The organism is Mucilaginibacter sp. P19, from assembly GCF_050632265.1.
Taxonomy (GTDB): Bacteria; Bacteroidota; Bacteroidia; order Sphingobacteriales; family Sphingobacteriaceae; genus Mucilaginibacter; species Mucilaginibacter gossypii.
The window spans coordinates 4,566,366-4,590,675 of sequence record NZ_CP192586.1; the positions used below are offsets into that span (position 1 = coordinate 4,566,366).

Consider the following 24,310-nt stretch of genomic DNA (forward strand, 5'->3'; position numbering starts at 1 on the left):
TCCATGGACTATAGACCATAGTCCATAGTTTTGTTTTTTACTGTTGATTTTTTCACGGATCAGCTATGGTCTATGGACCATCAACTATGAACCAATTAGTACCCGAAATAATTAATATACGTATCCAGGTCCTTATCTCCCCTGCCCGAAATGCAGATCACCACATTATCGTTGGCTTCAAACTTCATTTTCTCCAACTGGGCCAAAGCATGGGCTGTTTCAATGGCCGGGATAATCCCTTCCAGCTGACAGCAAAGTAAACCTGCCTGCAAAGCCTCCTCATCGGTAATACTTACATATTGTCCGCGGCCGGTTTTAAACAAATGTGCGTGCTGCGGCCCTATACCCGGATAATCCAGTCCCGCCGAAATTGAATATGGCTCAACCACCTGTCCGTCTTCGGTTTGCATCAATATGGTGCGACTGCCATGCAGCACCCCTTCATCGCCCAAAGCTGTTGTAGCGGCAGATTCACCACTATTTACGCCTTTACCTGCCGCTTCAACAGCAACCAGTTTCACAGCCTCATCCTCTATAAAATGATAAAACATCCCCATAGCGTTGCTGCCCCCGCCTACACAAGCCATCACATATTGCGGTAACTCCTTGCCGGTTTGCTCAAGCAACTGGGCCTTTGTTTCCTGCGATATGATAGATTGAAAACGGGCCACAATATCCGGATAAGGATACGGGCCAACTACAGAGCCAATGATATAATGTGTATCAACCGGGTTGCCTATCCAATCGCGCAGGGCTTCGTTGGTAGCGTCTTTAAGTGTTTTACTGCCCGATGTGGCGGGTACAACCTTAGCGCCCAGCATTTTCATACGGGCCACGTTTGGCGCCTGCCTTACCATGTCAATTTCGCCCATGTAAACAACGCATTCAATATTCATGAGTGCGCATACAGTAGCGGTAGCCACGCCATGCTGACCTGCGCCGGTTTCGGCAATGATACGCTTTTTGCCCAGGCGTTTTGCTAACAGGATCTGCCCAATGGCATTGTTAATTTTATGCGAGCCGGTATGGTTCAGGTCTTCGCGTTTAAAGAAGATGTTAGCGCCATATTTTTCCGAATATCTTTTGGCATGATATAACGGAGAAGGTCGGCCGACGTAGTTTTTAAGCAGGTCATCAAACTCGGCTTTAAAATCATCGTCATTTATGATATTGAGGTATTGCTCCCTTAATTCCTCTACGTTAGGGTACAACATTTCGGGGATATATGCTCCCCCAAAATCGCCATAATAACCTTGTTCGTTAACTCCGTATTTCATCTGTTGTATTTTATTTTTGATGATTTTAAATGCCTCTTTTAATTTTTCGATATTCTTCAAGCCCGGCTCATTTTCAAACCTGCTGTTAAGGTCAACCCCATAAAATTGGGGATGTGTGATGTTTTTAACCTCTTTTATATTTTCAAGCCCTACCCCTCCTGATAAAAAGAAGGGAATGTCCAGTTTATATTGATCAAGAATAGCCCAGTCAAAAGTTTTGCCCGAGCCTCCATATTCTTTTGTTTTGGTATCGAACAGGAAAAGATCGACATTGTTGGCATAATCTTTTAACTGTTCAAAATCAAAATCTTCGTTAATACCAAAAGCTTTGATTACAGTTACCCTACCTTTAAAAGCAGCGCAAAATTCCGGACTTTCATCACCATGCAACTGAACCGCGTTAAAACCATATTCAGTGACCAGGCGATCAATATTTTCAGAGCTTTCATTTACGAAAACGCCCGTTTTTTTGATAGAGGCGGGTATGGTTTGCAACGCACCTGCCGCCAGGTTTGCCATATAGCGTGGCGATTTGCCGTAGAAAATAAAGCCTGCATAGTCGGGCTGTAAAGCGGCAACCGCTTTAATATTTTCAGGATGTTTTAAACCGCAAACCTTTATTTTCATGGTTTAGTTTTGTAATAAAGTATTAAAACTCCTCAGCGCTTTTTTGCTTAACAATGCTTCTTCGGCTTCATAAAAACAATCACCAAAAGTTTTTTCAGGGCCGATGGTTTTAATGGCCAGCGCGGCGTTAGCCAGTACCACGTTATTTTGGGCTGGGGTGCCTTCGCCTTTAAGCACCGAACTAAATATGGCAGCCGAAGCTGTCACAGTATCGCCGCCGATGATTTCTTTAGGATCAAGCTTTTCAAATCCAAGGTCTTCAACACTGTTGATCTTTTCACCATCTGCCGAAAAGGTCTTAAAATCGCAGGTTAATGAGATTTCGTCATAGCCTTCCAGGGCGTTTATGATAGTATATTTTGTAGTTGATTTTTGGTAAAGGTAAGCGTATACCCGGGCAAGCTCCAGGTTAAACACCCCTACCAATTGATTATCGGGCTTCGCCGGATTAACCAGGGGCCCCAGCATGTTGAAGAAGGTTTTAACACCCAATTCCCTGCGGATAGGCGCAACGGTTTTCATAGCCGGGTGAAACAAAGGCGCGTGCAGAAAACAGATATTAGCTTCCTCGGCACTCCGTTTCAGCTTATCAATATCGTTGGTAAACTGGTAACCCAGGTACTCCATCACATTTGATGAACCGCAGCCCGATGATACCCCATAGTTACCATGCTTGGCCACCTTATACCCCGCACCCGCAACAACAAATGAAGCAAGCGTTGAAATGTTAAAAGTATCCTTACCATCGCCTCCGGTACCGCAAAGGTCAATCAGGCCATCGGTTTCCAGGTTAACGGGCAGACAAAGTTCCAGCATGGCATCGCGAAAGCCTTCCAGTTCTTCAACGGTAATGCTTCGCATACAATAAGCTGTCATGAAAGCTGCCATTTGCGCGTTGTTGTACTTACCCTGCGCAATATTGATCAAAATGCCTTTTGATTGTTCCCTGCTAAAGGTTTTGTGTTCAAAAAGATGATTTAATATCTGTTTCATATGCCCCCCGGCCCCCTAAAGGGGGAGTTTATTGTTAAAGTTTTTGCCCCCTTTTGCCGTTACTCCCCCTTTAGGGGGCCGGGGGGCGAAGCATAAAAAAGGGTTGCCGTATGGCAACCCTTTTGAATATATCTTTTAAACAAACATGGAATTGCCTTACGATTACTCGTTAAGCCACCACCAATTGTTGTTTAATTTTGTCATTGTTACTTGTTGGCACAAATATGTAAATAGTTTTTATAAAAACAAACAGAACAGTACATTTATTGAATTATTGATTTACTGAATTATTGATTTAGCTACTAAATTAGTAGAAGATCAGAGCAAACTGTAACATTTTCTAAAAATCGATAATTCAATAACTCAATAATTCAGTAATTAGCTCCATGGCCATACATAAAGAGAAAATTAATCCCGAAGATGATCTTGGTTTTGGTACCCAGCCTGTTATAAAAAGCCAACCTGTTATAAATAAGGATGGCACTATCAATGTAAAACGTACCGGCCTTCCGTTTTTTACTACATCAAACAACTACCACTCGCTCATTACCATGAGCTGGCGCAAGTTTTGGTTCATTGTTTTTAGCTGCTATTTTATAGTAAACATTATTTTCGCGTTTATTTATTTTTCCTTGGGTCCTGATGTGCTTGACGGCAAAAGCGGCAATACCGATTTCGACCGCTTTATGGACGCCTTCTTTTTTCGGCACAAACCATATCAACCGTAGGCTATGGCCATATCAGTCCCAGGGGTATGATTCCCAATACCATCGCCGCGCTCGAATCAATGATGGGCCTGCTGGCTTTTGCTTTGGCAACCGGTTTACTTTATGGTCGTTTTTCACGTCCCTCGGCCAAGATCATGTATAGCCGCAATGTGCTTATCGCGCCCTATCGCGAAGGCGGTAAAGGTTTGATGTTTCGCCTGGCCAACGAACGCAGAAATATCCTCATCGACCTGGAAATGGAAGTAGTTTTCAGCTATAACGACGAGGAAAACGGCAAAACCGTACGTAAATTCTTCCAGCTCGAACTGGAACGAACCCGCGTTAGTATCTTAACCCTGAACTGGACAGTAGTTCACCCGCTTGATGAAAACAGCCCAATTAAAGATATCATACCCGAGGAGCTTGAACGCAGGCAAGCCGGCCTTTCGGTAATCCTGAAAACTTTCGACGATACTTTTTCGCAAACCGTCCATTCCCGTACTTCATACCAATACGACGATTTTGTATGGGACGCTAAATTTAAACCAGCCTTTGAGCGCGACGAAACAGGTCGCATTGTATTGGATTTGAGCAGGATAAGTGCGTATGATATCATTCATTAGGTCATTGCGTCATTAAGTCATTTTTTTGCAGCGTAAGTGCAATGACTCAATGACCCAATGAAAGAATGACTAACGAAGAAGCGGGTCCCGTTCTTTGGTAAAATGCTTATAAACCATTTTATCTAAAAATGCCGGTATAAATTTACTCAGGGCTACCGTCAGTTTGCCCTGACCGGTGAGGGTTAATGTGCGGACCCGGTTTTCAATGCCATCAACAATATGTTTGGCTACCTCATCACTGCTCATCATTTTTTGTTCTTCAAGGGTGCTCTCGCCTTGTTGTTTGCCTTCGCTGTTCAAAGCGGTGTTACGTATGTTTGATGCCGTAAAGCCGGGGCAGGCTGTTAATACATGTACCCCTGTTTTAAGATTTTCGATCCTTAATGAATCTAAAAAGCCGTTCATGGCAAATTTTGATGCCGAGTAACCTGAACGGCCGGGCAAACCTTTATACCCCGCTATAGATGATACACCTACTATACTGCCTTTGGTTTTAGTAATTTCGGGCAGGGCATATTTGATGCAGTTAACCATTCCCCAAAAATTAACATCCATCACCTGTTTTAGCACATCCACTTTTACATCCTTAAACAGGGCACGCATAGTGATGCCTGCGTTGTTGATCAATACATCAATTTTACCAAAAGTAATAAGGGTTTGTTTAATGAGCTGGGCGCAATCATCTTCATTGGTTACATCACACTGTATAGCTAATGCTTTGATTTTATATTCCCGCTCAAGCTGTTCGGTAAGCTGGCAAAGGGTAACATATTGCCTTGCCGCCAGTACCACATTGGCGCCGCGTTTAGCACATTCATAAGCAAGTGATTTCCCGATGCCCGACGAGGCGCCGGTGATGATTACGATCTTATCATTTAACTTCATACGAAGGAGGAATTAGCTGGGGGATGCCTTCCACCTTAAGTTCGGGCACCTTAAATAAATATTTGGACGCGAAGATAATCATCGCCCCATAATATTCTTTAATGTGTGCCCAGCTAAATTTAACCTTGTTTTGTATGTTAAAATTGATGATATATGTTTTGGGGAAATAGTAGTTTTTAAACCCGGCAAGCCTGACCCGGTATGAATAATCGATATCATAACCATAGGTATGAAAACGCTCATCCATTAATCCTACCTGGTTAAGTGCTTCTTTACGCAGCAGCATAAAGGCACCGTTGATGATATCCGATTCGGAGGTTTGAAACTCTTCAACCCAATCTTTACTTTGCGGACTGGTAAGCCTTGATTTTGAAAAGTGTTTTGCCAGGCCGGTTAGCTTGAAAAAGGTTTCCCAGGGCTTGTTGAACCCGCGTTTTGATTCTTTTAAAAATTTGCCTTCAGGAGTTATCATACGTACCCCTAAACCGCCGGCATCGGTATGCAGATCCATAAATTCAAGGGCCTTTTCTATGGTCTTCTTGCCTGTAATAGTATCCGCATTGACCAGTAAAACATACTCGCCTGCAGCCAGTTTAAGTGCATGGTTATATGCCCGGGCCATACCCTCGTTTTTATCGTTGGCTATTATCTTTACATCCGGAAATTCAGTATTTAACATGGCTATCGACTTATCAGCCGAAGCATTGTCGACCACAAAAACCTCGTGACTAAGGTCCTGAGCAGCCCTGACCGCTGCATTCAGGGCAATCCTGAGCAGGTTGCAGGTATTATGGCTTACAACAACTATAGATAGTTTCATGCTATTTAGATAGTGAATTTTCGTACGGAACGCGGGTAGCTATGGAACGGCCCAAAGTTATCTCATCTACGTACTCTAATTCACCACCAAAAGCTATGCCACGAGCTATAGTTGTGATGGTAATATTGAAATTTTTTAATTTTTTATGAAGATAGAACAAGGTTGTGTCACCTTCCATAGTGGCGCTGAGGGCAAAAACCACTTCTTTAACCTCGTTATCGGTAGTTGGCTTAAGGCGTTCAACCAGCGTATCCACCTGCAAATCTGACGGTCCAACACCATCCATTGGCGATATTAAGCCACCAAGCACATGATAAACGCCATTGAACTGATTGGTATTTTCAATGGCCATTACATCGCGGGTATCTTCAACAACGCAAATGAGGCTGTGATCGCGGCGGTGCGATGAGCAGATCTCGCAGACAGGCAAATCTGATATATTATGGCAAACCCGGCAAAACTGTATTTCGTTGCGGAGCTTGGTTACCGCCGTACTAAAACGCTCAACATCCTGCTTATCCTGGTTAAGTAAATGCAGCACCAACCGCAGGGCAGTCTTCTGACCAACACCCGGTAATTTGGCAAATTCGGCTACAGCATTTTCCAGTAATTTGGACGAAAAATTCATTGTGCGAAGGTAGGGATTTTAAGTCGGAAGTCCGAAAGTCGGGGGCGTCGGAAAGTCCGGAAGTTGGGGAAGTCCGAAAGTTGGATGTTTAGATTTAGAAAATTTAAAGCAGAGAAGTTATGATTGGCAAATCTTACAATGTATTTGTATTTTGCAAAAAATCCTCCGGACTTTCGGACTTACCGAACTTACGGACTAAATAAAAAATCTTTCGGACTTCCGGACTTTCCGACTTCCGGACTTAAACAACACCTATGTCGCCAGGAGTATTATTGTCATTCATCATCGGTTATTTTTTGGTATTGCTCATCATCTCGTGGCTTACATCAAAAAAATCTTCAGATAACGACACCTTCTTTGTAGCTAACCGAAATTCCAAATGGTATTTAGTTGCCTTCGGGATGATTGGTACGGCATTGAGCGGGGTTACTTTTATCTCTGTTCCCGGTAAGGTTGGCACCGATGATTTTGCCTATTTCCAGTTTGTGCTGGGCAACGCTGCGGGATTTTTCATCATAGCAACGGTATTACTTCCCTTATATTACCGACTTAAACTCACATCCATTTACAGTTATATTGAAGGCGCTTTAGGTGTTTGGAGCTATAAAACAGCTGCTGCTATATTCCTGGTGAGCCGGGTTATCGGCTCTGCATTCAGGTTATACCTGGTGGTTATCGTACTGCAGAAGTTTATTTTCGACAGCTACCATATTCCCTTTGCGGTTACGGTGCTTATTTGTTTGCTGCTCATCTGGTCGTACACCTTTAAGGGAGGATTGAAAACCATTATCATTACGGACAGCTTGCAAACATTTTTCCTGGTAACATCTGTTTTCCTGTCGATATATTTTATTTGCCAAAGCCTGCACATGAACATTTTTGAAGCTGCCGAAACCATCAAAAACAGCAGCTATTCCAAAATATTCTTCTTTAACGATTTCATGAGCAGCAAGCTGCATTTAGGTAAACAGTTTTTAGGCGCCATGTTTATCACTATCGGTATGACCGGGCTTGACCAGGACCTGATGCAAAAAAACCTCAGCCTTAAAAATATCAAAGAAGCGCAAAAAAACATGTTCAGCTTTGTTGGCGTTTTCGTGATTATTAACATATTCTTCCTGAGCGTAGGCGCTTTGCTATACATGTACGCTGCCAAAAACGGCATCAACGTTACTAAAACCGACTATCTGTACCCTACTATCGCCCTGCAATATTTAGGGCTTGTTCCTGCTATGATATTCATGCTGGGCTTAACAGCTGCTACCTTTGCCACTACCGATTCGGCACTTACAGCGCTCACCACCTCTTTTTGTGTAGACTTTTTAGGGTTTAACAAGCGCAAGGATGTGAATAGCAAAAAAATGGTGGCCGTGCGTCATTGGGTACACATTGCTTTTTCGGGGTTGATGTTTTTAACCATCATTATATTTAACGCCATTAATAATGATGCTGTAGTTAGCGCCATATTCACCGTGGCATCATATACCTATGGGCCGCTGCTTGGCCTTTATTCATTTGGCCTGTTTGTAGGCCACAGGCAGGTAATGGATAAACTGGTACCCTTCATTTGCATACTCTCTCCTGCTATATGCTATTTTTTAAATGCCGAATCAAAAACAATTTTAGGCGGATATGTTTTTGGTAACGAACTCATCATTGTAAACGGATTAATTACATTTATTGGGCTTTGGGTTACTTCGAGTTCGAAAGCTGGAGAAGTCCGTAAGTCGGAAAACCCGGAGATCGGGTAATTAAAAAGTAAAACAACAAATAAACCGGAATCAATTTTCTTTGTACTTTGCATTAATTAATATAGAATAAAAACTTCCGGACTTTCGGACGTTCCGACTTCCGGACTAAAAAAACACTTCCGGACTTTTGGACTCGCCAACTTCCGGACTAAAAAAAGAATATGACCGGAGAAGATAAAATAAGACAAGCTTTCGAGAACAAAAACTGGCAGGAAATTAAGGTTACCGACTCCTGGCAGATCTTTAAAATAATGGCCGAATTTGTTGACGGCTTTGAAAAACTGGCCAAAATTGGCCCATGCGTATCCATCTTCGGGTCGGCGCGTACGCATACCGATAACAAATACTACCAACTGGCGGTAGAAACCGCCCGCCTGCTTACCGAGCATGGTTACGGTGTAATATCAGGCGGCGGGCCCGGTATTATGGAAGCTGCCAACAAGGGCGCCTATGAAAACGGCGGTAAATCGGTAGGTTTAAATATCGAACTCCCATTTGAGCAGTTCCACAATAAATATATCGACAGGGATAAGATCATGGAGTTTGATTACTTCTTTATCCGCAAGGTTATGTTCATGAAATATTCGCAGGGTTTTATCATTTTACCCGGCGGCTTTGGCACTATGGATGAATCGTTTGAGGCCATTACCCTTATCCAAACAGGTAAAATTGCCCGTTTCCCAATCATTTTTGTTGGAGTTGAGTACTGGAAAGGCCTGTTTAAATGGGTTGAAGAAAAAATGCTGAACGATCAGCACAATATCAATCCCGACGACCTGAACCTTTATCGCGTGGTTGATACCGCGGAAGAAGCTGTTGAGCACATCACCCGTTTCTATAACAAATACGTGCTTAAGCCAAACTTTTAACAGGCAATACAATAAAAAAATGCCGCTCCATGAGGGCGGCATTTTTGTTTGATATAGTTTTAGGTTTGCAATCAGCTATTTCATGTTTTGTTTTGGCGTAGCAGCAACTTCCGCGGCAACCGGCGCTTTTGCCATGTCAATCATTGTGCTCACTTCTTCTACCAACCCTTCTGCCGAACCACCAAATCCCACAACCTTAAAGCGGGTATTGCCGTTTTTATCGATGATGAACTTGGTTGGAATACCGGTTACTCCAAATTGTGAAACCACTTTTGATTGCCTGCCATCGCTGCCTTTTTCATCTACCAGCACGTTAAAAGTGTAATTATTATCGGTAATGAATTTTTTTACGCCATCAATATAATTATCGCCGTTTTCCCAGGTATCAATAAACAGGAATTTCACATCCTCATCATCCTTATATTTATTTACAGCCATTTGCATTCCCGGAAAAGATGCTTTACAAGGGCCGCACCAGGTAGCCCAAAAATCAACTATAACAATCTTGCCTTTTAAGTCGGCCAGCGAAACGGTTTTTCCCGCAAAATCTTTAAGGGCAAATTTGGCAGCAGGCTCGTTGGTCATTTGCTTAGCCACCTCTTCCCTTTTTTTGTCTTTTGCAATAGCTGTTAAACCGGCCAGGTATTGATCGTAACCTGCTTCATTGCCTTTTAAGCCTACATAGGCCTTTTTTAACTCTTCTGTTAAAGCAGGGGAAACTTTAGCTGCCTTAAACGCGCCTTCAATTACATCTTTTGATTCGGCATATTTGCCAAGGGCATTTAAAATAAGTACGTAATGCTCGGTGGTGATAGGGTCGTTATCCTTGTTGTCTGTATAAACCTCTTTTTGATATTTAAGGGCCTCATTATATTTTTTCTCTTTATATAAAATGAATGCGTAACTATCAGCATACATGTTATATACATCCTTGTTTTGCTTTTGCATGCTCTTTACCGACATAAACGGCGAAGCCTCAGGATGCTTCATTTTTTCAATAACGATCTCCAATGATTGTTTTGACAGCTTTTCAGCCTCGTCAAGGCGCTCATCTTGTTGAGCCCAGCCATAAGCTATGTTGTTATAGCTGTTTGCAATGCTTGATTTATTTTGGACTTGTGCTGCATAAGCATTAGAAGCAGCTGTATTACCATCAGTCAAAAAGCCGGTAGCCAGTTGCCCTCGTATATAATCTATTCGAGAACCTTTATCAGTAGCCATAGCCGGGAATTTGGCTATATATGCTTTATAAAGCGAATCTTTTTTGTGCACATCCTTCTCGCGCATCATGGCAAATTCCGCCTCGTTTTTTACTGATTCGCCGTTAGGATACTTAGCTTTGATAATCTCTCCCAATGAATCGGCAGAGTTTTTTTGTTACGCCAGTTCAGTATGTTAGCGGCCAGGATCAGATCTTTTTCTACCGCGCTTTTTTCAAGCGCTTTAACTTTGGCTTCTAACAAGGCAGAAGTAGCCGGATCTTTTTCTTGGCCAATATATAGTAGTAATTAAACTGATATGGTTTTTCGGCCTGCGGGTAGGCATCATATTCTTTTTTATATAAAGTCAGGCCTTCTTCGGAGTCTATCTTTATTTTGGCAAAATTACTGCCAACCCCACTGGCCAATATGTAAGCTTTTGCTTCATAAGCACCCTGAACAGGTTTTTTATCTTTATAAACTAAGTATATGTACCCTTTGTCGTTATTATTATCAATATCACCGTTACTAAAAATCTTTACAAAAAAAGCTTTCGCTGTGGCAGGAATAGTGAAATCGCCGGAAAGTAAAGAGCCATTAGGTTTTAATTCGATGTCGGCTGCCGGGTTATCCTTCCCATCAATGTAGTATACCTCTGCGCTGATATCCTTTTTATCGGCAACAGGCGTACCTTTCGGATCATAAGTAATTTTAACCTTTTCGGTTGCCGATGGATAACTATCAGATAATGTAAGATGATTACTTTGTGCAAAAAAACTTTGCACAGCCAAGAGTGCCGGCAACAGTAGCATTGATTTGTGTGGTTTCATAGGTTTAACTAATTATATAGTTCAAGTTAAATACAAATTATTATAAATACAATTATTTTAACAATTATTAACGTTAATAATTTATTTTGCGCCATGGATAAGTCCGCCAAGAATAAACCCCAGGGAGCTTTAGGCTTTATATTCGTTACTTTACTGATTGATGTGGTAGGCTTAGGGATCATCATACCTGTACTGCCCAAACTGATTGAAAAATTGATCCACGCCGGGTTGAGCGAAGCTTCTTTGTATGCCGGCTTTTTAACGCTGGCCTATTCGGTAATGCAGTTCCTTTTTTCGCCAATGATAGGCAACCTGAGTGATAAGTATGGCCGCCGCCCGGTTTTGCTTTGTTCCTTACTGGGTTTTGGCATTGATTATTTGTTCCTTGCCTTTGCACCATCCATATGGTGGCTATTTTTAGGCCGGGCAATTGCAGGCATTACCGGCGCCAGCTTCACCACAGCATCGGCCTATATAGCTGATGTGAGTACTCCCGAAAAGCGTGCCCAAAACTTTGGTATGATTGGCGTTGCCTTTGGTCTCGGCTTTATCATTGGTCCGGCAATTGGCGGTGTGTTAGGTAAAATGGATGTTCAATATCCATTTTTCGCTGCCGCAGGTTTGGCCTTTTTGAACGCCCTCTATGGCTTCTTCATCCTGCCCGAATCGCTGGATGAGGCCCATCGCCGTCCCTTCGATATGAAAAGGGCAAACCCGCTGGGCTCATTGCTGCAGCTTAAAAAATATCCGTCGGTTATGGGTTTGGCCCTATCGCTTTTCCTGGTATATTTTGCCGGGCAGGCCGTACAAAACGTTTGGACATATTTTACTTTCGAAAAATTTAAATGGGGCGAGGATACCGTTGGTTATTCTCTTGCCTTTATAGGCCTGATGATAGCGTTGGTACAGGGCGGCCTGATGCGCCTGATCTTACCTAAACTGGGCATGGAACGTTGCATTTGGGTTGGCTTGCTGCTATATAGCATCGGCCTTATCCTGTTTGCTGTGGCAACCCAGGGTTGGATGATGTTTGCCTTTATGGTGCCTTATGCCCTTGGCGGTATTGCAGGCCCGGCGTTGCAGGGCATCATGACCAACCAGGTACCTGCCAATGAACAGGGCGAACTGCAGGGTGGCCTAACCAGCCTCATGAGTCTGAGCGCCATTTTTGGCCCCTGGGTAATGACCACTTTATTTTATTATTTCACCAACGATAAAAGGCCCTTCTTTTTTCCGGGAGCCCCCTTTATTTTAGGTGCAATACTGATGTTGATAAGCGCGTTGCTTGCTATCCGTAATTTCAAAAACGTGAAGAAAACCTCAGCAAAGGATGTGGATGCCTTAGCAACATTGCATTGATCATTTATTTTTTGTATATTATAGATAATTAACATGCTTATTTAAAGCAAATACAAACTATAATAATTAATACAATGGCTTACATTATGGTAGATATAGAAAGCGACGGTCCAATTCCGGGCGATTATTCTATGATCTCGTTTGGGGCGGTGCTGGTACAAGACGGCCTCAAAGAAACTTTTTACGGGCAGTTGAAGCCCATTTCTGAAAATTACATTCCAGAAGCGCTGGCTGTATCCGGACATACCCGCGAGGAAACTTTAAATTTTGATGATCCGGCAAAGGTCATGAATGATTTCGCAGCGTGGTTAAAACGGGTTTGCCATGATAAACCACATTTCATCAGTGATAATAATGGATTTGACTGGATGTTCATCTGCTGGTATTTTCATCATTTCACAGGCGACAATCCTTTTGGTTTCAGCTCGCAAAACCTGGGCAGCCTGTACAAAGGCATAGTAAAAGATATGTTTCAAAACTTTAAACACCTGCGCCAAACATCGCACACACATCACCCGGTTGATGATGCCAAAGGCAATGCCGAAGCATTGCTTACCTTAAAACATGAATATGGATTGAAGATAAAGCTGTAATATAACCTGAAATAAAACTTTTGACCTGCTTAAACCTTTATCATTATTAATGAGCGCCAAACCTAAAAAACATACCGCTGCCTTAGGATTTATTTTCGTAACGCTTTTTATTGATGTACTTGGTTTAGGCATCATTATACCGGTAATGCCCTCGCTGCTCGAGAAACTGGGCAACATGGATGTAAGCACCGCTGCGCAATATAATGGCTATTTAACTTTCACGTACGCCTCCATGCAGTTCCTGTTTTCATCACTATTGGGTAACCTGAGCGATAGGTACGGGCGCCGGCCTGTATTATTAGGTTCGCTTATTGGCTTTGGGATAGATTATATTTTTATGGCCTTTGCTCCTACTGTGGCCTGGTTATTTATCGGCCGTGCCATAGCAGGCTTTGCGGGCGCCAGTAATACCACAGCAACCGCTTACATTGCCGATATCAGTACAGGTAAAAACCGGGCGGCAAATTTTGGTTTGGTTGGGGCAGCATCCGGGCTTGGATTTATTATTGGTATAGGCACCGGGAGCTTTTTGGGTGCATTAAATGTGCGGTTCCCTTTTATGTTGGCGGCCGGTCTGGCACTCCTGAATGCGGCGTATGGCTATTTTGTATTACCCGAATCATTAAATATCAAAAACCGCAGGCGCTTTGAATGGAAGAAGGCTAATCCCATTAGCTCATTACGCAGCCTGTCGCGCTATAAATCCTTAACCGGATTGATCGGAGCATTCTCGTTGGTTTATATCGCCCAAAAAGCTGTTGAATATGTGTTATCCTTTTACGTAACCGAAAAGTTTGACTGGTCGCTGAAAAGCATTGGTTTTTTAGGCTTTTTTATTGGAATAGTACTGGTAGCCATACAGGGAGGGCTCATCAGGTTTACCATTCCTAAATTCGGGCAGGAGAAAAATATTGTAGCCGGCTTACTATTTTACACCATCGGCTTAACCCTCATTGCTTTTGCCAACCAGGGTTGGATGATGTATGTTTTTATGGTACCTTATTGCCTTGGCGGTATTTCGGGCCCTTCACTTCAGGGTATGATTACCAGTACAGTATCAGCTAAAGAGCAGGGCGAATTGCAGGGCTCATTGACCAGTATCAGTAGTTTAGCAGTAATCATCGGCCCCCTGTTAATGAGTTCGGTGTTTCATTTGTTTACCCATCGTGATACTTCAACCTATTTTCCGGGTGCTCCGTATATTTTGGGTGCGATTTTAATGCTAATAGCTGTTTTTTGGGCAGTAAGAAGCTTCAAGAAAGCCAGGGTGACAGATTCAAAACAGGTGGAAGTGTTGCCGTAGAAACACGCAAGCCCCACCCCAACCCTACCCTACCCGAAAGGAAGGCTTTAAGAAAATCGCCCCTACACCGGAGGAGATTTATAGAGAGCTAATCCAATCCGCTCACGCCGCCAGATATCACAAACTTCATCACATCGGCAGCACTCTTATCCATCGGTTTTACCCTATCGGCAGCAATGATGATTACCTGCCCTGCAAACGAGTAGGAATACGGGAAGTATACAGCCACCTCGCCGGGCAAGCCAATCTTTGTCAGGTCTTTCTGAACCAGGAAACCTATCTTTTTTAAACCGAACTCATTAACCTCAACCAGTACCGGTTCGTTGAACTTTTTCTCTTCGCCAACAAAGGCTTCTGTCAAATCTTTTATCGACAGAATACAGGAACGCGAAGATGGGCAAACGTGCAAACCACCGCTTAAACCAGGCTTTAATTGGTTCGGTGATTACATTGGTAACCAGCACCCCCATGATCATGATAACCACTACCACATTCAGGATCCCCAAACCCGGGATATACATGTGCTTCCCGGTCTTATCAACCCAAAGATCACTCAGATTAAGCGCCTTATCAATGCTGGCCACCGCCCAGTACATCAGGAAAATAGCTGCGCCTACCGGTACAACCACCAACATCCCTTTTACAAAATACCTGAATAATGCCCGCGCTAACCTGTTCATTTTAAGCCCCTGATTTCTACTCGTAAAAGTACACTCTTTTTACCCTTTGCGAAATATTGGTTAATATTTCATAAGGGATGGTACCTATCTGCTTTGCCAGTTCTTCAATGCGCTGATGCTCATCAAAGATGATCACCTCATCGCCTTCATGCACATCAAGGCCGCTCACATCCAGCATGCACATATCCATAGTGATGTTGCCCACGGTAGGCACAAGTGTGCCTTTCACCAGCATTTTACCCACGCCTTTGCCAAAGGCACGCAGGTAACCATCGGCATAGCCAATACGAACAGTAGCTATTTTCCCGTCTTTAACAAGGCTCCCGCTTCGCCCGTAGCTGATTGTGTCTCCTTTTCCAATCTTTTTAACCTGGGCAACGCTGGTTTTTAAACTGGCTATAGGCTGCAAGCCCACATCAGCCCCTGATACCGACGAGATCGATTCCATACAATCCTATCCCCAATCTAACCATATCATAGTGTGCCGAAGGCCAGCGGATAATGCCGGCTGTATTGCAGATGTGCTTGATCACCTTATAACCCAGTGTGCGCTCTATTTCTTTAAAAGCCTTTTCAAAGCGCCTTATCTGCTTTTTAGTAAACTCGTCGTGTTCCGGACTTTCGCTTGCTACCAGGTGCGAAAATACCGATTGCACCCGCACGTAACGGTTGACCTCCAGCATATCGCACAGGGTTTCTATCTCGTAATTTTCAAAACCCAGGCGATGCATACCGGTGTCAATTTTAAGGTGTACCGGGTAACCGGCAATGCCTTGTGCCGAAGCATAGCTCACAAAATCATCTAATAAACCAAAACTGTAAATTACCGGCTCAAGCTTATATTCGGTGAGCTTATCAAATGCCGAAGCTTCGGGGTTAAGCACTTTGATGGGCAGGTTAATCCCCGCCTGCCGTAAAGCTACCCCCTCATCAATATAGGCAACCGCCAAATAATCAACCTTATTATATTGCAGCATATTGGCAACCTCAAAAGTGCCGCTGCCATAGCTAAAAGCCTTTACCATAGCCATCACTTTTACGCCCGGCTTAAGCTTTGATTTATAAAAGTTAAGGTTGTTTAGTAAGGAGTTCAGGTTGATCTCCATTACGGTTTCATGCGCTTTTTGGGCCAACGCGCGGCTCACCTGCTCAAACTCAAAACTGCGCGAACCTTTGATCAGGATGGTTTCATCTTTAAAATTGAGCACTTTTAACTGTTGCAGCAGAGTGGCTGTATCAGCATAAAAATATTGTTGGGCTATGTCAAAATATTGCTGGTGGCCGAGCAGCGCCTCCCCTACGCCAACAAATTTATCAATCTTTTTGGCCCGGATCAATTCGGCCACCTGTTTGTACAGCACATCTTGCTGCAGGCCCGATTGATAAATATCTGATAGGATCAGCGTCTTTTTTGATGCTGATTTTGCTGCGACAAAAAGTTAAGCGCTATCTCCAGCGATTGCAGATCCGAATTGTATGAATCATCAATAACGGAACAGTTGTTTAAGCCGTTTTTTAACTCCAACCGCATACTTACCGGCGCGAGGCGCTCTATGCGCTTATCCGCCTCCACAGCACTGTAGCCTAAAGCCAGCATAGTAGCCCAACAGGTAATGGCATTTTCTACCGAGGCCTGGTCGGTAAAAGGAACAAGACACTCAATCTCTTTACCTTGGTACCGTGCACGGAAATAATAATTTTTAGAGATCACCGTCTCGCTGAAAACATACAGATCAGCTTCACGGAACTTACGACTCCAGGTAAAGGTTTCTTTAGCCGCGATATCTTTTTCATAACCGATTAGCTGATCGTAATTATGGATCAACAGTCCGCTGTTTTTAAATAGCCCAAGTTTTTCCAGGAGCTTTTGTTTGGGCGATTCAAAACCCTCGTCGTGCGCAGGGCCTATATGCGTGAGTACCCCTATTTCGGGCTTGATGATAGCTTCCAGCTTATTCATCTCATTTATGGTAGAGATGCCCGCTTCAAAAATCCCCAGTTCGTTCCGGTCGTTGATTTGCCATACGGATAGCGGCACCCCAATTTGCGAATTATAACTTTTAGGGTTACGTACAATATTTTTATCAGCCGAAAGCAGCTGGTAAAGCCATTCCTTAACAATAGTTTTGCCGTTACTGCCCGTAATACCAATTACCTCCAGCTTAAAACGGCTGCGGTGATAGGCTGCCAGCATTTGCAGGGCAGCCAGCGGATCTGGCACAATCAAAAAGTTTGCGCCAGGCAGGTTAAACTCCGGTCCATGTTCTACCACAAAATTGCGCACACCGCCTGCATAAGCTTCGGCAACAAACTCATGGCCATTGCGTCTGCCGCTCAGGGCAAAAAACAAGCCTTCGGCAGGGTTGTTGATCCTGCGGCTATCGGTAAAAAGCGCACTGATCGTATATTCTTCAACGATGTTTCCATCTGCCTTGATGATCTTTTTTATAGCGCTTATGGTGTACGTGTTAGTTGGCATGCTGCTAATTTGGAGATATTAAAACAAATAGAATAATTTTTAACGAATTTTGGTTTTTAAATGGATCAGACCAAATCAATTAAAATTACTGACGAGAAAGTTGCCCTTGCAAAAGCCGAACACTTTTGTGCCTACCAGGAGCGCGCCCAGCAGGAAGTACGCGACAAACTTTACGAGTGGGGACTATGGCCTGATGCTGTTGAACGCATTATAAGCCAATTGATAGAGGGCAATTTCCTTAACGAGGAACGCTTTGCACGGATCTATGCTAAAAGTAAATTTAACCAAAAAGTGTGGGGACGTATTAAAATTAAACAAGGGCTTAAACTTAAACGAGTGCCCGATATATTGATCAAAAAAGCTCTCCTTACTATTGACCCTGACGATTATTTAACTGCTTTGACCCACTTATTACAAAAAAGAAGCTACCCTAAACGAGAAGAACCAACTGAAGCGCCGGTACAAGCTGCAGCAGTACGCCATGGGCCGCGGATTTGAAGCTGAGCTGATATCAGATATTTTGAAAAACAGCGAGTTATAAACTATTTTCAAAAAAATTAAATTTTTCCTTGCAGAGTATGCATTTCTACCTATATTTGCACTCCCGCAAACGAGATAGGCAGCCGGTTAACGAAAGCCGGATCAAAGCGAGGAAAATACCAATGCGAAAGTAGCTCAGTTGGTAGAGCACGACCTTGCCAAGGTCGGGGTCGCGAGTTCGAATCTCGTCTTTCGCTCAAAGCCCTTCCTGATAAAAAGAAGGGTTTTATTTTTAAAAGGTTAGACACCTGCTCAGATGGTGGAACTGGTAGACACGCAGGACTTAAAATCCTGTTCCCGTAAACGGAGTGCGGGTTCGATTCCCGCTCTGAGTACAAAAGCAGCGTAAAATTGCTTCAAAAGCCCTTAAATCAATGATTTAGGGGCTTTTTTGTTTTAAAACCCACTCAAAATTCGCAAATAAAGGATCAGGGATCAGACCGAAAAGTTGGGGGGGGGGGGGGGGGGGGGGGTAAAAGTCATGCATAGATTTTAGCGAGTCTGAATAGAAAAAAGGAAGTGTCTCTGACTCCTCTTAAAGTTGCCCTGAAAGCTTTCACCTTCGCATTGAAAGATTCTGCAGATGCGTTTGTACTTCTGTTGTCGAAGAAGTTTAAGATAGATTCATAATGTTGATGAACAGATCTGGCTACAGTTTTAAAAGCGTCAATATTTGCCGTTTCCACATCATTATACCAGATAGCCAGTTTTTTAAAGGCTATCACTTTGGTTTTACAGGTTGTAAATATCTTACCTAAACCGATGGCAAGATCATAAGCTTTAAGTAATTCCGGATATCTGGTAAAAAGCAGATCAGCCCGCTCTTTTTGAGATAGTGTCCATTTTGACCGGTGTTTGAACAATAAGTAGCGGCTTCGGGCCAGTAATTGTTTTAAAGTATCGCCATTACTAAATACTTCGGGCTGATAGGGTTGTTTGTTTTTCCGGGCCTGTTCAATCAGCTCACTTTCCGCATCAAGAGCTTCCCAGCGATACTTTATTCTTGCTTCCTGTACAGCATCATAAGCCAGCTTTTGTACATGGAACCTATCTACCACACGCACAGCATAATTAAAACACCTGCGGATAGCTTTGATCATATTAGCCGCCATGTCCATCGTTACTTCCTTGACCTTAAGGGTATTTTCTCCAGCGCAGCTATGATCTGTTCAGACTGTGTGCCTTTGATCATCGCCACTATAGCTTTTTTGTTCCCTTTGGCCTGTTTGTTAGTCACGATGGTATAGAGCTCCCCGTTGCTTAACGCGGTTTCATCTATACTCAGATAAGGGCCTATGTTATCTGCAAACAGCATCCAGTCCTCTGCATGCTCTTTTTGATCCCAGCTGTGGAAATCACTTAGGTGGTCTTTGTATTGCTGCCCGAGCTGCTTGCCGTCTACCTGGTATAACCGGCCTAATAAATGGCTGCTGATCGGGTGATTATCCAAATATTCCTTTTAAAAAAATGCCGAATTCCGTTGTCATTCGCGCCCCTTTTCTTACCAAATCCAAATCTCTTGTGATGATCTCCCCACTCGCCTTTACTTCCCATCTGCGCCTTTTAATGCAAAGAGCTACTTTGTGGCCCCGGATAGGAAAATCCTGGATAGCTGTCTCCGGTAAGAATCCTTTCGACTCAAGTTGTTGCTTGTCATAACCTGCTGGCGGAAGATTCTTTTCCTCAAGGTATATGTTCAATTGGCCGTTCTCAGAGGAAAGGACATCAGTAAGTTCAAAGTATTCCAAAAGCCCTTCGGGCAAGATAAGACGGACAAGGGTTTCGTATGCAGCTGACACGTGTGGACGTTTTTATTTCTGCCTGCAAAGCAACCATTTTTTTATTCCCCCACAATTTTTCTGCTTGATCTGAAATGAATCATACGTAAATCCAGGGGCGTAAAACCAGTCGCCAACCGGCGCTTCTGCTATCCACGGCTGGTCGGTTTTTATATCTGGGGGAATCCCGAATCCCTCCGTAGTTACGGTACCATTTGTCTTATTCCTGAACTTAACAATGCTAAACGTGTTTACCTTACCCCGTCTGGCTAAAGTGCGGTTATAAAAATCAGCTATAACCGTTTGCATAGCATTAGCTTTATACCCGGTGCCTGTGCCCTCACCGGTAAACGGTCCCTGAACGGTACCATCGGTATATATAAAATCCGGATCATAATGCTGCACTACATCCATCATGCGCAGTGCCCAGTTGGACGCATACCATTATCGTAAGCCAGATGCCTTGAAAAGATACCCGCAGGCGGCGGCGACCAGGGGGATTTCGCAGCCCTCTCTACACCTTTGTATTCCCGGAGGTCGATACCATATAAAAGTCTTGGATCAAGGCCTTGCCACCATTTACCCTTGCCATCTGCCAGGGTAAGGTGTCCGTCATAAGGCACTCCTTTTTTGACTCCACTGGTATCACTTCCGAAAGCGGTTTGCCACCACCACCAGGTATATTCATGGTGGAAGGTCACCCCGAATTTAATGCCGGCGGCCCTTGCGGCTTTTGCCCACTCACCAATAATGTCGCGTTTGGGCCCTATGTTTACCGAATTCCAGGGTTGATATTGCGAGTCCCAAAGATCGAAATTATCGTGGTGAACACCCTGAATCATCAGGAAACGCGCGCCGGCATCCTGGTAAATCCTGGCGAGCTTCGCCGGGTTCAGTTGCTTAGGGTTCCAATCTCTCAGCACCTCCTTGTACCCGTACGCTGAGGGGTGACCGTACTTTTTAAGGTGATTATCATAAGCCCTGGTACCTTGCACATACATTTTGCGTGCGTACCAGTCACCACTTTCACCGGATGCCTGTGGGCCAAAATGCACCCAGATACCGAATTTTGCATCTCTGAGCCATTGAGGGTCCCCGGGGTAATTTTTTTCTATGGATGTCCAGTTAGGTTCAAAAGGCCCCCTGGCGATAGGAATACCCAGCTGCACTTCCGGAAAAGATTTAGAATCGCCTAACGACACACTATCAGGCGGCAGTTTAGCCGGGATAACCGGAACAGGCAGGTGTCCGGACTTAATATTCTTATCAACTTTCTGCGCATAGCTATCAACTGTTAACAGGATAGCAAGTACAAACAACGTACTTATTTTTCTCATTGATCAATAAATAAAAGGCAACAAAATGGTCAGGCTAAAAGTAGATTTTCTATTAAACTGAAAAGTTGTCAAAAACCGACTTTCATTTATTATAAAGCGGTTTTTTTGTGGGCAAAACATTTAACCTATTACACTACTCGCCTTGCTTCATCCATATTCGCCGCCAGCCTCATCTTACCATGCAGAACAGAAATTGGCATTATTCTTAACCGATATAGCGCTACGTTTATTGCCGAGATAAGATTTATTTCAGCCAGGTCACACAGCTCAATTGGCCAGTGCCTTACCGTCCAAATGTATTTGAACAGTCTCTTCCAGAGTAATTTTATCTTAGTTTTATGTAACAAACACCTGAGGGTGACATCTAAATCGAAATATGAATGATAGAAATAAGATCGTACGCCTGTCGGACCTGTTATACCTGATCGTAGGATACTGCCATTAAGCATGATTAACGAGGGGCTGCAGAGCAGGTAAAGAATCAGTCGCCAATTGCTACCCTTTTTCAGACAATGTCAAACTTTCCAACCAGGGTAAATCCTTCGGATTTAGTAGGGCAAACTATTTCCTGGGAGATAATATTATTCTACGGTCCTATTATCGGTATTATACTGACAGCTGGGGCAGTAAATCAAATACGGCTAACCTGGAGATAACTTATAAAGTGTCACCTTTTTTGTCCATTTCACCGTTCTACCGATATTATACGCAAACTGCTGCCAAATATTTTGCTCCTTTCGAGCAAAATAGCGCATCGCAGACTTATTTTACCAGCAATTATGAATATGCAAAATTCAACAGCCAGTTTTTTGGGGTCGGTTTCAGGATCGCTCCGCCTAAAGGTGTGTTGGGCTGGGGAAGTTTACATGACCTGGAAATACGGTATGGCCACTATAAGCAAAATGTTGGTTTAGTTTCTGATGTGGTATCAATCGGCCTCGGTTTTAAATAATCCCAACAAAATGAACATGTCAAAGAATCCGGAAAGGTTTTAGTCTGGTTAGTTATGTTTATTTCTCCAGTTTTGTTACAAAACGAGATACCATTATAAAGTAATTCTGCTGCTTTTTTGGTTCCCAATTTGTCTTTTGTTCCTCATTTTTCAGTGTCACGTAAATAGTTGTAATTATGGATGACTAAATACCATTAAATGACACTAAATGTTACAAAACGCTCCAACTTTAGGGATATACAACGACCGATATTGTTACGATGATTTGTTGGGGCGGGTGTTAATGTGGATAATTAAATTGTGGAAATTTAAAATACATGGGTTTAAATTTCACGATCCAAAGAAAATGTGTGCATTGTAAACAAACGTTCAATATACACATTTTCACTCGATTTTGCAGCACGCTGTTCAATAAGCGATTTAAAGCTGCAAAACAAAGAAGTAAAAAAATAAAGTTGAAAAGCTAAAGCCTGTTATTTTATCCGCTGAAGCAATGCAATCCTTAAAAATGTAGCGTTTTTAAATACTCAAAAAGCCGCACTATTGCTTTGCGTATCGTGCAGCTTTATTTACCATTTAATAAATACTGGTAAACTCGTCGCCTACCATCTTTTAATAGACGTTAAGCTTAATCAGAGACGTCGTAGGATATTTTCGTTCCGTTAACGAAGTCGAAAAGCGTCAGCCTCCGAATATGATAATATGATTCCCAAAACAACCGGAGATTTTTTATAAACGCCCGCTTAGCTTCATCCTTTTCCGTTAAGGCGATATTCAATTCGGTCAGCCCGATACGACCGATAAGGAATTGTTGTTCAGCCAGATCATACCGTTCACTGGCTATAGTATCAGCCTGTCGCGCGATTTTGATATTGTCACTGATGAGCTCTGTGTTTTGAACCAGGTTAACGATCTCTTCTTCAATCGCGATTTGCTCGAGCTCAATATTGTACTGCTCTGTTTTTAAATTGGATAAAGCCAAGCTTCTCTTTCCCCGGTTCCGTCCCCAATCGACGATAGGAATACTTAGATTTAACGAAAGCTGTTGCTGGCCTCTCGACGAGATTATAAACACCATATATGTTATCATCAGATCCATTTACACCTGCTACGGCGCTCAAAGTCATCGAATAACGCTCCCGGTTAGCGCTTTCCAAATTGCTTTTGGCTTCCAGCATGCGTCTTTTAAAGGCAATAAATTCCTTCCTGTTTTTTTAGCAGCCGCAATAGCTTGGTCAACGGATAATTGCATTGCCGGGAGATTTTCCGGAATCAGCAGGTCAGCCAGACTGGTGTCTTTGATACCGGCATAAGCTTTTAATTTGTATACAGCAGATTTAAAGTCGACATTCGATTTTTGTAGGTCCTGCTGTGAATTCAGTATTTTCAGTTTTAACTGCAAAATCTTGTCCTTGGTTGTCGTACCAAGACTGATTCTCCGATCTTCAATAGTGTACAGGTGCTGAATATTTTGCAGGTTTTTAATGGCTAGCTTTTTATTCACCGATGCTTCAATAGCATCAAAAAAATAAGTTACGATGTTGTCAGACAGACTTTCCATCTCTTGAACGAACGCTTTTTCTCCTTCCTGCATTTTCAAGGGTTCGATCTGTTTTTGCCATTTGAACCGATTGTAAGCAAACAACGGCTGGTTAATGACCAAGTTATAGAGGCTTCCGCTGTATTGCTTATAGCGATTCCCGAAGTCATCGAATCTGGACATATTGGTGGTCAGCGATAAGTCACCTCCAGTAGCGAGAATACTCTGACTTAAAATAGCACCCAGGTTGGAGTAATTTTGTTTGATCGGAATAAAGCGGAATGAGCCATCATCCTGCGATATTTTGGAATATTCCTTAGTATAATTCGCAAGACTACCGGTGATTACCACTTGCGGCTTGAGTGTTGCCTTGTAGTTTTCGAATGACCATGCTATGGTTTGACGGGTACTGTTGGCAAGCTTGGCCGATGCAGAATTATGGATGGCCAAAGCGATCATCTCGGACAGCGAATAGACCTTCTTTTCCTGGCTATGGCCAAGGACAGGAATAAGTAATAAGATAAACAAAAAGTACCTCAT

General features: G+C 43.2%; 30 protein-coding genes and 2 tRNA genes. 13 read left to right on the plus strand and 19 right to left on the minus strand.

Annotated features, from left to right (window positions below; genetic code table 11):
• Positions 1–95: 95 nt before the first annotated feature.
• Together ACQ86K_RS22095 and trpD are read right to left on the minus strand one after the other, a co-directional pair.
• Positions 96–1,904, minus strand: coding sequence for a bifunctional phosphoribosylanthranilate isomerase/tryptophan synthase subunit beta (locus ACQ86K_RS22095; RefSeq protein WP_091174432.1), 1,809 nt, complete (start codon positions 1,902–1,904; stop codon positions 96–98).
• Positions 1,905–1,907: 3 nt separating this feature from the next.
• Positions 1,908–2,897 carry an anthranilate phosphoribosyltransferase gene (trpD, locus tag ACQ86K_RS22100; RefSeq protein WP_090533082.1) on the minus strand — a complete coding sequence of 330 codons (990 nt, stop codon included), beginning with the start codon at positions 2,895–2,897 and terminating at the stop codon, positions 1,908–1,910.
• 386 nt (positions 2,898–3,283) lie between these two features.
• On the opposite strand from trpD, the gene ACQ86K_RS22105 reads away from it, so the two are divergent.
• Entirely contained in the window at positions 3,284–3,625 is a 342-nt protein-coding gene (locus ACQ86K_RS22105) for a hypothetical protein (protein ID WP_431198794.1), read from the plus strand.
• 26 nt (positions 3,626–3,651) lie between these two features.
• A complete protein-coding gene (locus ACQ86K_RS22110) occupies positions 3,652–4,227 on the plus strand; it encodes a hypothetical protein (protein WP_431198795.1) in 576 nt (191 codons plus the stop codon).
• A gap of 69 nt (positions 4,228–4,296) precedes the next feature.
• On the opposite strand, the gene ACQ86K_RS22115 is transcribed toward ACQ86K_RS22110, so the two are convergent.
• From ACQ86K_RS22115 to recR, 3 genes are read right to left on the minus strand one after another with little or no spacing between them, the layout of a single operon-like run.
• Complete coding sequence (locus tag ACQ86K_RS22115) at positions 4,297–5,112, minus strand: SDR family oxidoreductase (RefSeq protein ID WP_091174440.1); 816 nt, start codon at positions 5,110–5,112, stop codon at positions 4,297–4,299.
• The gene (locus ACQ86K_RS22120) at positions 5,099–5,932 is read right to left on the minus strand and encodes a glycosyltransferase family 2 protein (RefSeq protein ID WP_091174445.1); all 834 of its coding nucleotides are present in this window, start codon (positions 5,930–5,932) and stop codon (positions 5,099–5,101) included. Before ACQ86K_RS22120 ends, ACQ86K_RS22115 begins: the two co-directional genes overlap by 14 nt.
• Before the next feature lies 1 nt (position 5,933).
• Positions 5,934–6,560, minus strand: coding sequence for a recombination mediator RecR (recR, locus tag ACQ86K_RS22125; RefSeq protein ID WP_091174448.1), 627 nt, complete (start codon positions 6,558–6,560; stop codon positions 5,934–5,936).
• Between the two features lie 254 nt (positions 6,561–6,814).
• On the opposite strand from recR, the gene ACQ86K_RS22130 reads away from it, so the two are divergent.
• Both ACQ86K_RS22130 and ACQ86K_RS22135 read left to right on the plus strand, forming a co-directional pair.
• Positions 6,815–8,311 carry a sodium:solute symporter gene (locus ACQ86K_RS22130; RefSeq protein WP_091174451.1) on the plus strand — a complete coding sequence of 499 codons (1,497 nt, stop codon included), beginning with the start codon at positions 6,815–6,817 and terminating at the stop codon, positions 8,309–8,311.
• Positions 8,312–8,472: 161 nt separating this feature from the next.
• Positions 8,473–9,180 carry a TIGR00730 family Rossman fold protein gene (locus ACQ86K_RS22135; RefSeq protein ID WP_090533093.1) on the plus strand — a complete coding sequence of 236 codons (708 nt, stop codon included), beginning with the start codon at positions 8,473–8,475 and terminating at the stop codon, positions 9,178–9,180.
• Positions 9,181–9,255: 75 nt separating this feature from the next.
• Here ACQ86K_RS22135 and ACQ86K_RS22140 read toward each other — a convergent pair whose 3' ends face one another.
• Positions 9,256–10,536, minus strand: a complete 1,281-nt coding sequence (locus ACQ86K_RS22140) for a redoxin domain-containing protein (protein WP_431198796.1) — start codon at positions 10,534–10,536, stop codon at positions 9,256–9,258.
• Positions 10,537–10,636: 100 nt separating this feature from the next.
• Positions 10,637–11,209, minus strand: a complete 573-nt coding sequence (locus ACQ86K_RS22145) for a hypothetical protein (protein WP_431198797.1) — start codon at positions 11,207–11,209, stop codon at positions 10,637–10,639.
• Between the two features lie 93 nt (positions 11,210–11,302).
• Here ACQ86K_RS22145 and ACQ86K_RS22150 point away from each other — a divergent pair, with 93 nt between their 5' ends.
• The 3 genes from ACQ86K_RS22150 (at position 11,303) to ACQ86K_RS22160 (ending at position 14,464) form a co-directional block, all read left to right on the plus strand.
• Positions 11,303–12,568, plus strand: coding sequence for a TCR/Tet family MFS transporter (locus ACQ86K_RS22150; protein ID WP_091174461.1), 1,266 nt, complete (start codon positions 11,303–11,305; stop codon positions 12,566–12,568).
• A gap of 74 nt (positions 12,569–12,642) precedes the next feature.
• A complete protein-coding gene (locus ACQ86K_RS22155) occupies positions 12,643–13,161 on the plus strand; it encodes a 3'-5' exoribonuclease domain-containing protein (RefSeq protein ID WP_091174464.1) in 519 nt (172 codons plus the stop codon).
• Between the two features lie 49 nt (positions 13,162–13,210).
• Positions 13,211–14,464 (plus strand): TCR/Tet family MFS transporter, encoded by a 1,254-nt coding sequence (locus ACQ86K_RS22160; protein ID WP_091174467.1) that lies wholly within the window; start codon positions 13,211–13,213, stop codon positions 14,462–14,464.
• An 88-nt stretch (positions 14,465–14,552) separates the two neighbouring features.
• On the opposite strand, the gene ACQ86K_RS22165 is transcribed toward ACQ86K_RS22160, so the two are convergent.
• Both ACQ86K_RS22165 and ACQ86K_RS22170 read right to left on the minus strand, forming a co-directional pair.
• The gene (locus tag ACQ86K_RS22165) at positions 14,553–14,825 is read right to left on the minus strand and encodes a DUF502 domain-containing protein (protein WP_431198798.1); all 273 of its coding nucleotides are present in this window, start codon (positions 14,823–14,825) and stop codon (positions 14,553–14,555) included.
• A complete protein-coding gene (locus ACQ86K_RS22170; RefSeq protein WP_431200911.1) occupies positions 14,770–14,940 on the minus strand; it encodes a DUF502 domain-containing protein in 171 nt (56 codons plus the stop codon). The genes ACQ86K_RS22165 and ACQ86K_RS22170 overlap by 56 nt, the downstream gene beginning before the upstream one ends.
• Here ACQ86K_RS22170 and ACQ86K_RS22175 point away from each other — a divergent pair.
• Positions 14,858–15,157, plus strand: coding sequence for a hypothetical protein (locus ACQ86K_RS22175; RefSeq protein WP_431200986.1), 300 nt, complete (start codon positions 14,858–14,860; stop codon positions 15,155–15,157). The genes ACQ86K_RS22170 and ACQ86K_RS22175 overlap by 83 nt on opposite strands.
• Positions 15,158–15,160: 3 nt before the next feature.
• Here ACQ86K_RS22175 and ACQ86K_RS22180 read toward each other — a convergent pair whose 3' ends face one another.
• From ACQ86K_RS22180 to ACQ86K_RS22190, 3 genes are read right to left on the minus strand one after another with little or no spacing between them, the layout of a single operon-like run.
• Positions 15,161–15,592 carry an alanine racemase C-terminal domain-containing protein gene (locus tag ACQ86K_RS22180; RefSeq protein WP_431198799.1) on the minus strand — a complete coding sequence of 144 codons (432 nt, stop codon included), beginning with the start codon at positions 15,590–15,592 and terminating at the stop codon, positions 15,161–15,163.
• On the minus strand, positions 15,561–16,505 hold the full coding sequence (gene alr, locus ACQ86K_RS22185) for an alanine racemase (protein ID WP_431198800.1): 945 nt from the start codon (positions 16,503–16,505) through the stop codon (positions 15,561–15,563). Before alr ends, ACQ86K_RS22180 begins: the two co-directional genes overlap by 32 nt.
• A 38-nt stretch (positions 16,506–16,543) precedes the next feature.
• Entirely contained in the window at positions 16,544–17,623 is a 1,080-nt protein-coding gene (locus ACQ86K_RS22190; protein ID WP_431198801.1) for a Mur ligase family protein, read from the minus strand.
• 60 nt (positions 17,624–17,683) lie between these two features.
• Here ACQ86K_RS22190 and ACQ86K_RS22195 point away from each other — a divergent pair, with 60 nt between their 5' ends.
• The 4 genes from ACQ86K_RS22195 to ACQ86K_RS22210 all read left to right on the plus strand — a co-directional run bounded on the left by ACQ86K_RS22195 (position 17,684) and on the right by ACQ86K_RS22210 (position 18,498).
• On the plus strand, positions 17,684–18,121 hold the full coding sequence (locus ACQ86K_RS22195; RefSeq protein WP_431198802.1) for a regulatory protein RecX: 438 nt from the start codon (positions 17,684–17,686) through the stop codon (positions 18,119–18,121).
• Positions 18,090–18,164 (plus strand): hypothetical protein, encoded by a 75-nt coding sequence (locus ACQ86K_RS22200; protein WP_431200912.1) that lies wholly within the window; start codon positions 18,090–18,092, stop codon positions 18,162–18,164. The genes ACQ86K_RS22195 and ACQ86K_RS22200 overlap by 32 nt, the downstream gene beginning before the upstream one ends.
• A gap of 123 nt (positions 18,165–18,287) precedes the next feature.
• Positions 18,288–18,360, plus strand: a tRNA-Gly gene (locus ACQ86K_RS22205).
• Between the two features lie 53 nt (positions 18,361–18,413).
• Positions 18,414–18,498 (plus strand) — tRNA-Leu (locus tag ACQ86K_RS22210).
• Between the two features lie 144 nt (positions 18,499–18,642).
• Here ACQ86K_RS22210 and ACQ86K_RS22215 read toward each other — a convergent pair.
• The 5 genes from ACQ86K_RS22215 to ACQ86K_RS22235 are packed head-to-tail and all read right to left on the minus strand — an operon-like array spanning position 18,643 to position 21,278.
• Positions 18,643–19,275 (minus strand): ISAon1 family transposase, encoded by a 633-nt coding sequence (locus tag ACQ86K_RS22215; RefSeq protein WP_256337535.1) that lies wholly within the window; start codon positions 19,273–19,275, stop codon positions 18,643–18,645.
• 8 nt (positions 19,276–19,283) lie between these two features.
• Positions 19,284–19,613: a hypothetical protein gene (locus ACQ86K_RS22220; protein WP_256337536.1), complete on the minus strand. Its 330-nt coding sequence runs from the start codon at positions 19,611–19,613 to the stop codon at positions 19,284–19,286.
• Positions 19,606–19,962, minus strand: coding sequence for an ISAon1 family transposase N-terminal region protein (locus ACQ86K_RS22225; protein ID WP_431198803.1), 357 nt, complete (start codon positions 19,960–19,962; stop codon positions 19,606–19,608). The genes ACQ86K_RS22220 and ACQ86K_RS22225 overlap by 8 nt, the downstream gene beginning before the upstream one ends.
• A 12-nt stretch (positions 19,963–19,974) precedes the next feature.
• A complete protein-coding gene (locus ACQ86K_RS22230; protein ID WP_431198804.1) occupies positions 19,975–20,358 on the minus strand; it encodes a hypothetical protein in 384 nt (127 codons plus the stop codon).
• Positions 20,355–21,278: an alpha-L-fucosidase gene (locus tag ACQ86K_RS22235; protein ID WP_431198805.1), complete on the minus strand. Its 924-nt coding sequence runs from the start codon at positions 21,276–21,278 to the stop codon at positions 20,355–20,357. The genes ACQ86K_RS22230 and ACQ86K_RS22235 overlap by 4 nt, the downstream gene beginning before the upstream one ends.
• A 568-nt stretch (positions 21,279–21,846) precedes the next feature.
• On the opposite strand from ACQ86K_RS22235, the gene ACQ86K_RS22240 reads away from it, so the two are divergent.
• A complete protein-coding gene (locus ACQ86K_RS22240) occupies positions 21,847–22,230 on the plus strand; it encodes a DUF3570 domain-containing protein (RefSeq protein WP_369596630.1) in 384 nt (127 codons plus the stop codon).
• Between the two features lie 628 nt (positions 22,231–22,858).
• On the opposite strand, the gene ACQ86K_RS22245 is transcribed toward ACQ86K_RS22240, so the two are convergent.
• Entirely contained in the window at positions 22,859–23,308 is a 450-nt protein-coding gene (locus ACQ86K_RS22245) for a TolC family protein (RefSeq protein ID WP_431198806.1), read from the minus strand.
• Between the two features lie 45 nt (positions 23,309–23,353).
• The gene (locus ACQ86K_RS22250; RefSeq protein WP_431198807.1) at positions 23,354–24,298 is read right to left on the minus strand and encodes a TolC family protein; all 945 of its coding nucleotides are present in this window, start codon (positions 24,296–24,298) and stop codon (positions 23,354–23,356) included.
• Positions 24,299–24,310: the final 12 nt, after the last annotated feature.

Coding starts and splice junctions, on each gene's coding strand:
- ACQ86K_RS22175 (WP_431200986.1), top strand. CDS start 14,858: ATGGGCAAACGTGCAAACCACCGCTTAAACCAGGCTTTAATTGGTTCG.
- ACQ86K_RS22245 (WP_431198806.1), bottom strand. CDS start 23,308: ATGGTGTTTATAATCTCGTCGAGAGGCCAGCAACAGCTTTCGTTAAAT.
- trpD (WP_090533082.1), bottom strand. CDS start 2,897: ATGAAACAGATATTAAATCATCTTTTTGAACACAAAACCTTTAGCAGG.
- ACQ86K_RS22110 (WP_431198795.1), top strand. CDS start 3,652: ATGATTCCCAATACCATCGCCGCGCTCGAATCAATGATGGGCCTGCTG.
- ACQ86K_RS22170 (WP_431200911.1), bottom strand. CDS start 14,940: ATGATCATGGGGGTGCTGGTTACCAATGTAATCACCGAACCAATTAAA.
- ACQ86K_RS22130 (WP_091174451.1), top strand. CDS start 6,815: ATGTCGCCAGGAGTATTATTGTCATTCATCATCGGTTATTTTTTGGTA.
- ACQ86K_RS22195 (WP_431198802.1), top strand. CDS start 17,684: ATGGATCAGACCAAATCAATTAAAATTACTGACGAGAAAGTTGCCCTT.
- ACQ86K_RS22150 (WP_091174461.1), top strand. CDS start 11,303: ATGGATAAGTCCGCCAAGAATAAACCCCAGGGAGCTTTAGGCTTTATA.
- ACQ86K_RS22135 (WP_090533093.1), top strand. CDS start 8,473: ATGACCGGAGAAGATAAAATAAGACAAGCTTTCGAGAACAAAAACTGG.
- ACQ86K_RS22145 (WP_431198797.1), bottom strand. CDS start 11,209: ATGAAACCACACAAATCAATGCTACTGTTGCCGGCACTCTTGGCTGTG.
- ACQ86K_RS22190 (WP_431198801.1), bottom strand. CDS start 17,623: ATGCCAACTAACACGTACACCATAAGCGCTATAAAAAAGATCATCAAG.
- ACQ86K_RS22115 (WP_091174440.1), bottom strand. CDS start 5,112: ATGAAGTTAAATGATAAGATCGTAATCATCACCGGCGCCTCGTCGGGC.
- ACQ86K_RS22215 (WP_256337535.1), bottom strand. CDS start 19,275: ATGGCGGCTAATATGATCAAAGCTATCCGCAGGTGTTTTAATTATGCT.
- ACQ86K_RS22105 (WP_431198794.1), top strand. CDS start 3,284: ATGGCCATACATAAAGAGAAAATTAATCCCGAAGATGATCTTGGTTTT.
- ACQ86K_RS22180 (WP_431198799.1), bottom strand. CDS start 15,592: ATGGAATCGATCTCGTCGGTATCAGGGGCTGATGTGGGCTTGCAGCCT.
- ACQ86K_RS22120 (WP_091174445.1), bottom strand. CDS start 5,932: ATGAAACTATCTATAGTTGTTGTAAGCCATAATACCTGCAACCTGCTC.
- ACQ86K_RS22235 (WP_431198805.1), bottom strand. CDS start 21,278: ATGAGAAAAATAAGTACGTTGTTTGTACTTGCTATCCTGTTAACAGTT.
- recR (WP_091174448.1), bottom strand. CDS start 6,560: ATGAATTTTTCGTCCAAATTACTGGAAAATGCTGTAGCCGAATTTGCC.
- ACQ86K_RS22155 (WP_091174464.1), top strand. CDS start 12,643: ATGGCTTACATTATGGTAGATATAGAAAGCGACGGTCCAATTCCGGGC.
- ACQ86K_RS22160 (WP_091174467.1), top strand. CDS start 13,211: ATGAGCGCCAAACCTAAAAAACATACCGCTGCCTTAGGATTTATTTTC.
- ACQ86K_RS22095 (WP_091174432.1), bottom strand. CDS start 1,904: ATGAAAATAAAGGTTTGCGGTTTAAAACATCCTGAAAATATTAAAGCG.
- ACQ86K_RS22230 (WP_431198804.1), bottom strand. CDS start 20,358: ATGATGGATGTAGTGCAGCATTATGATCCGGATTTTATATATACCGAT.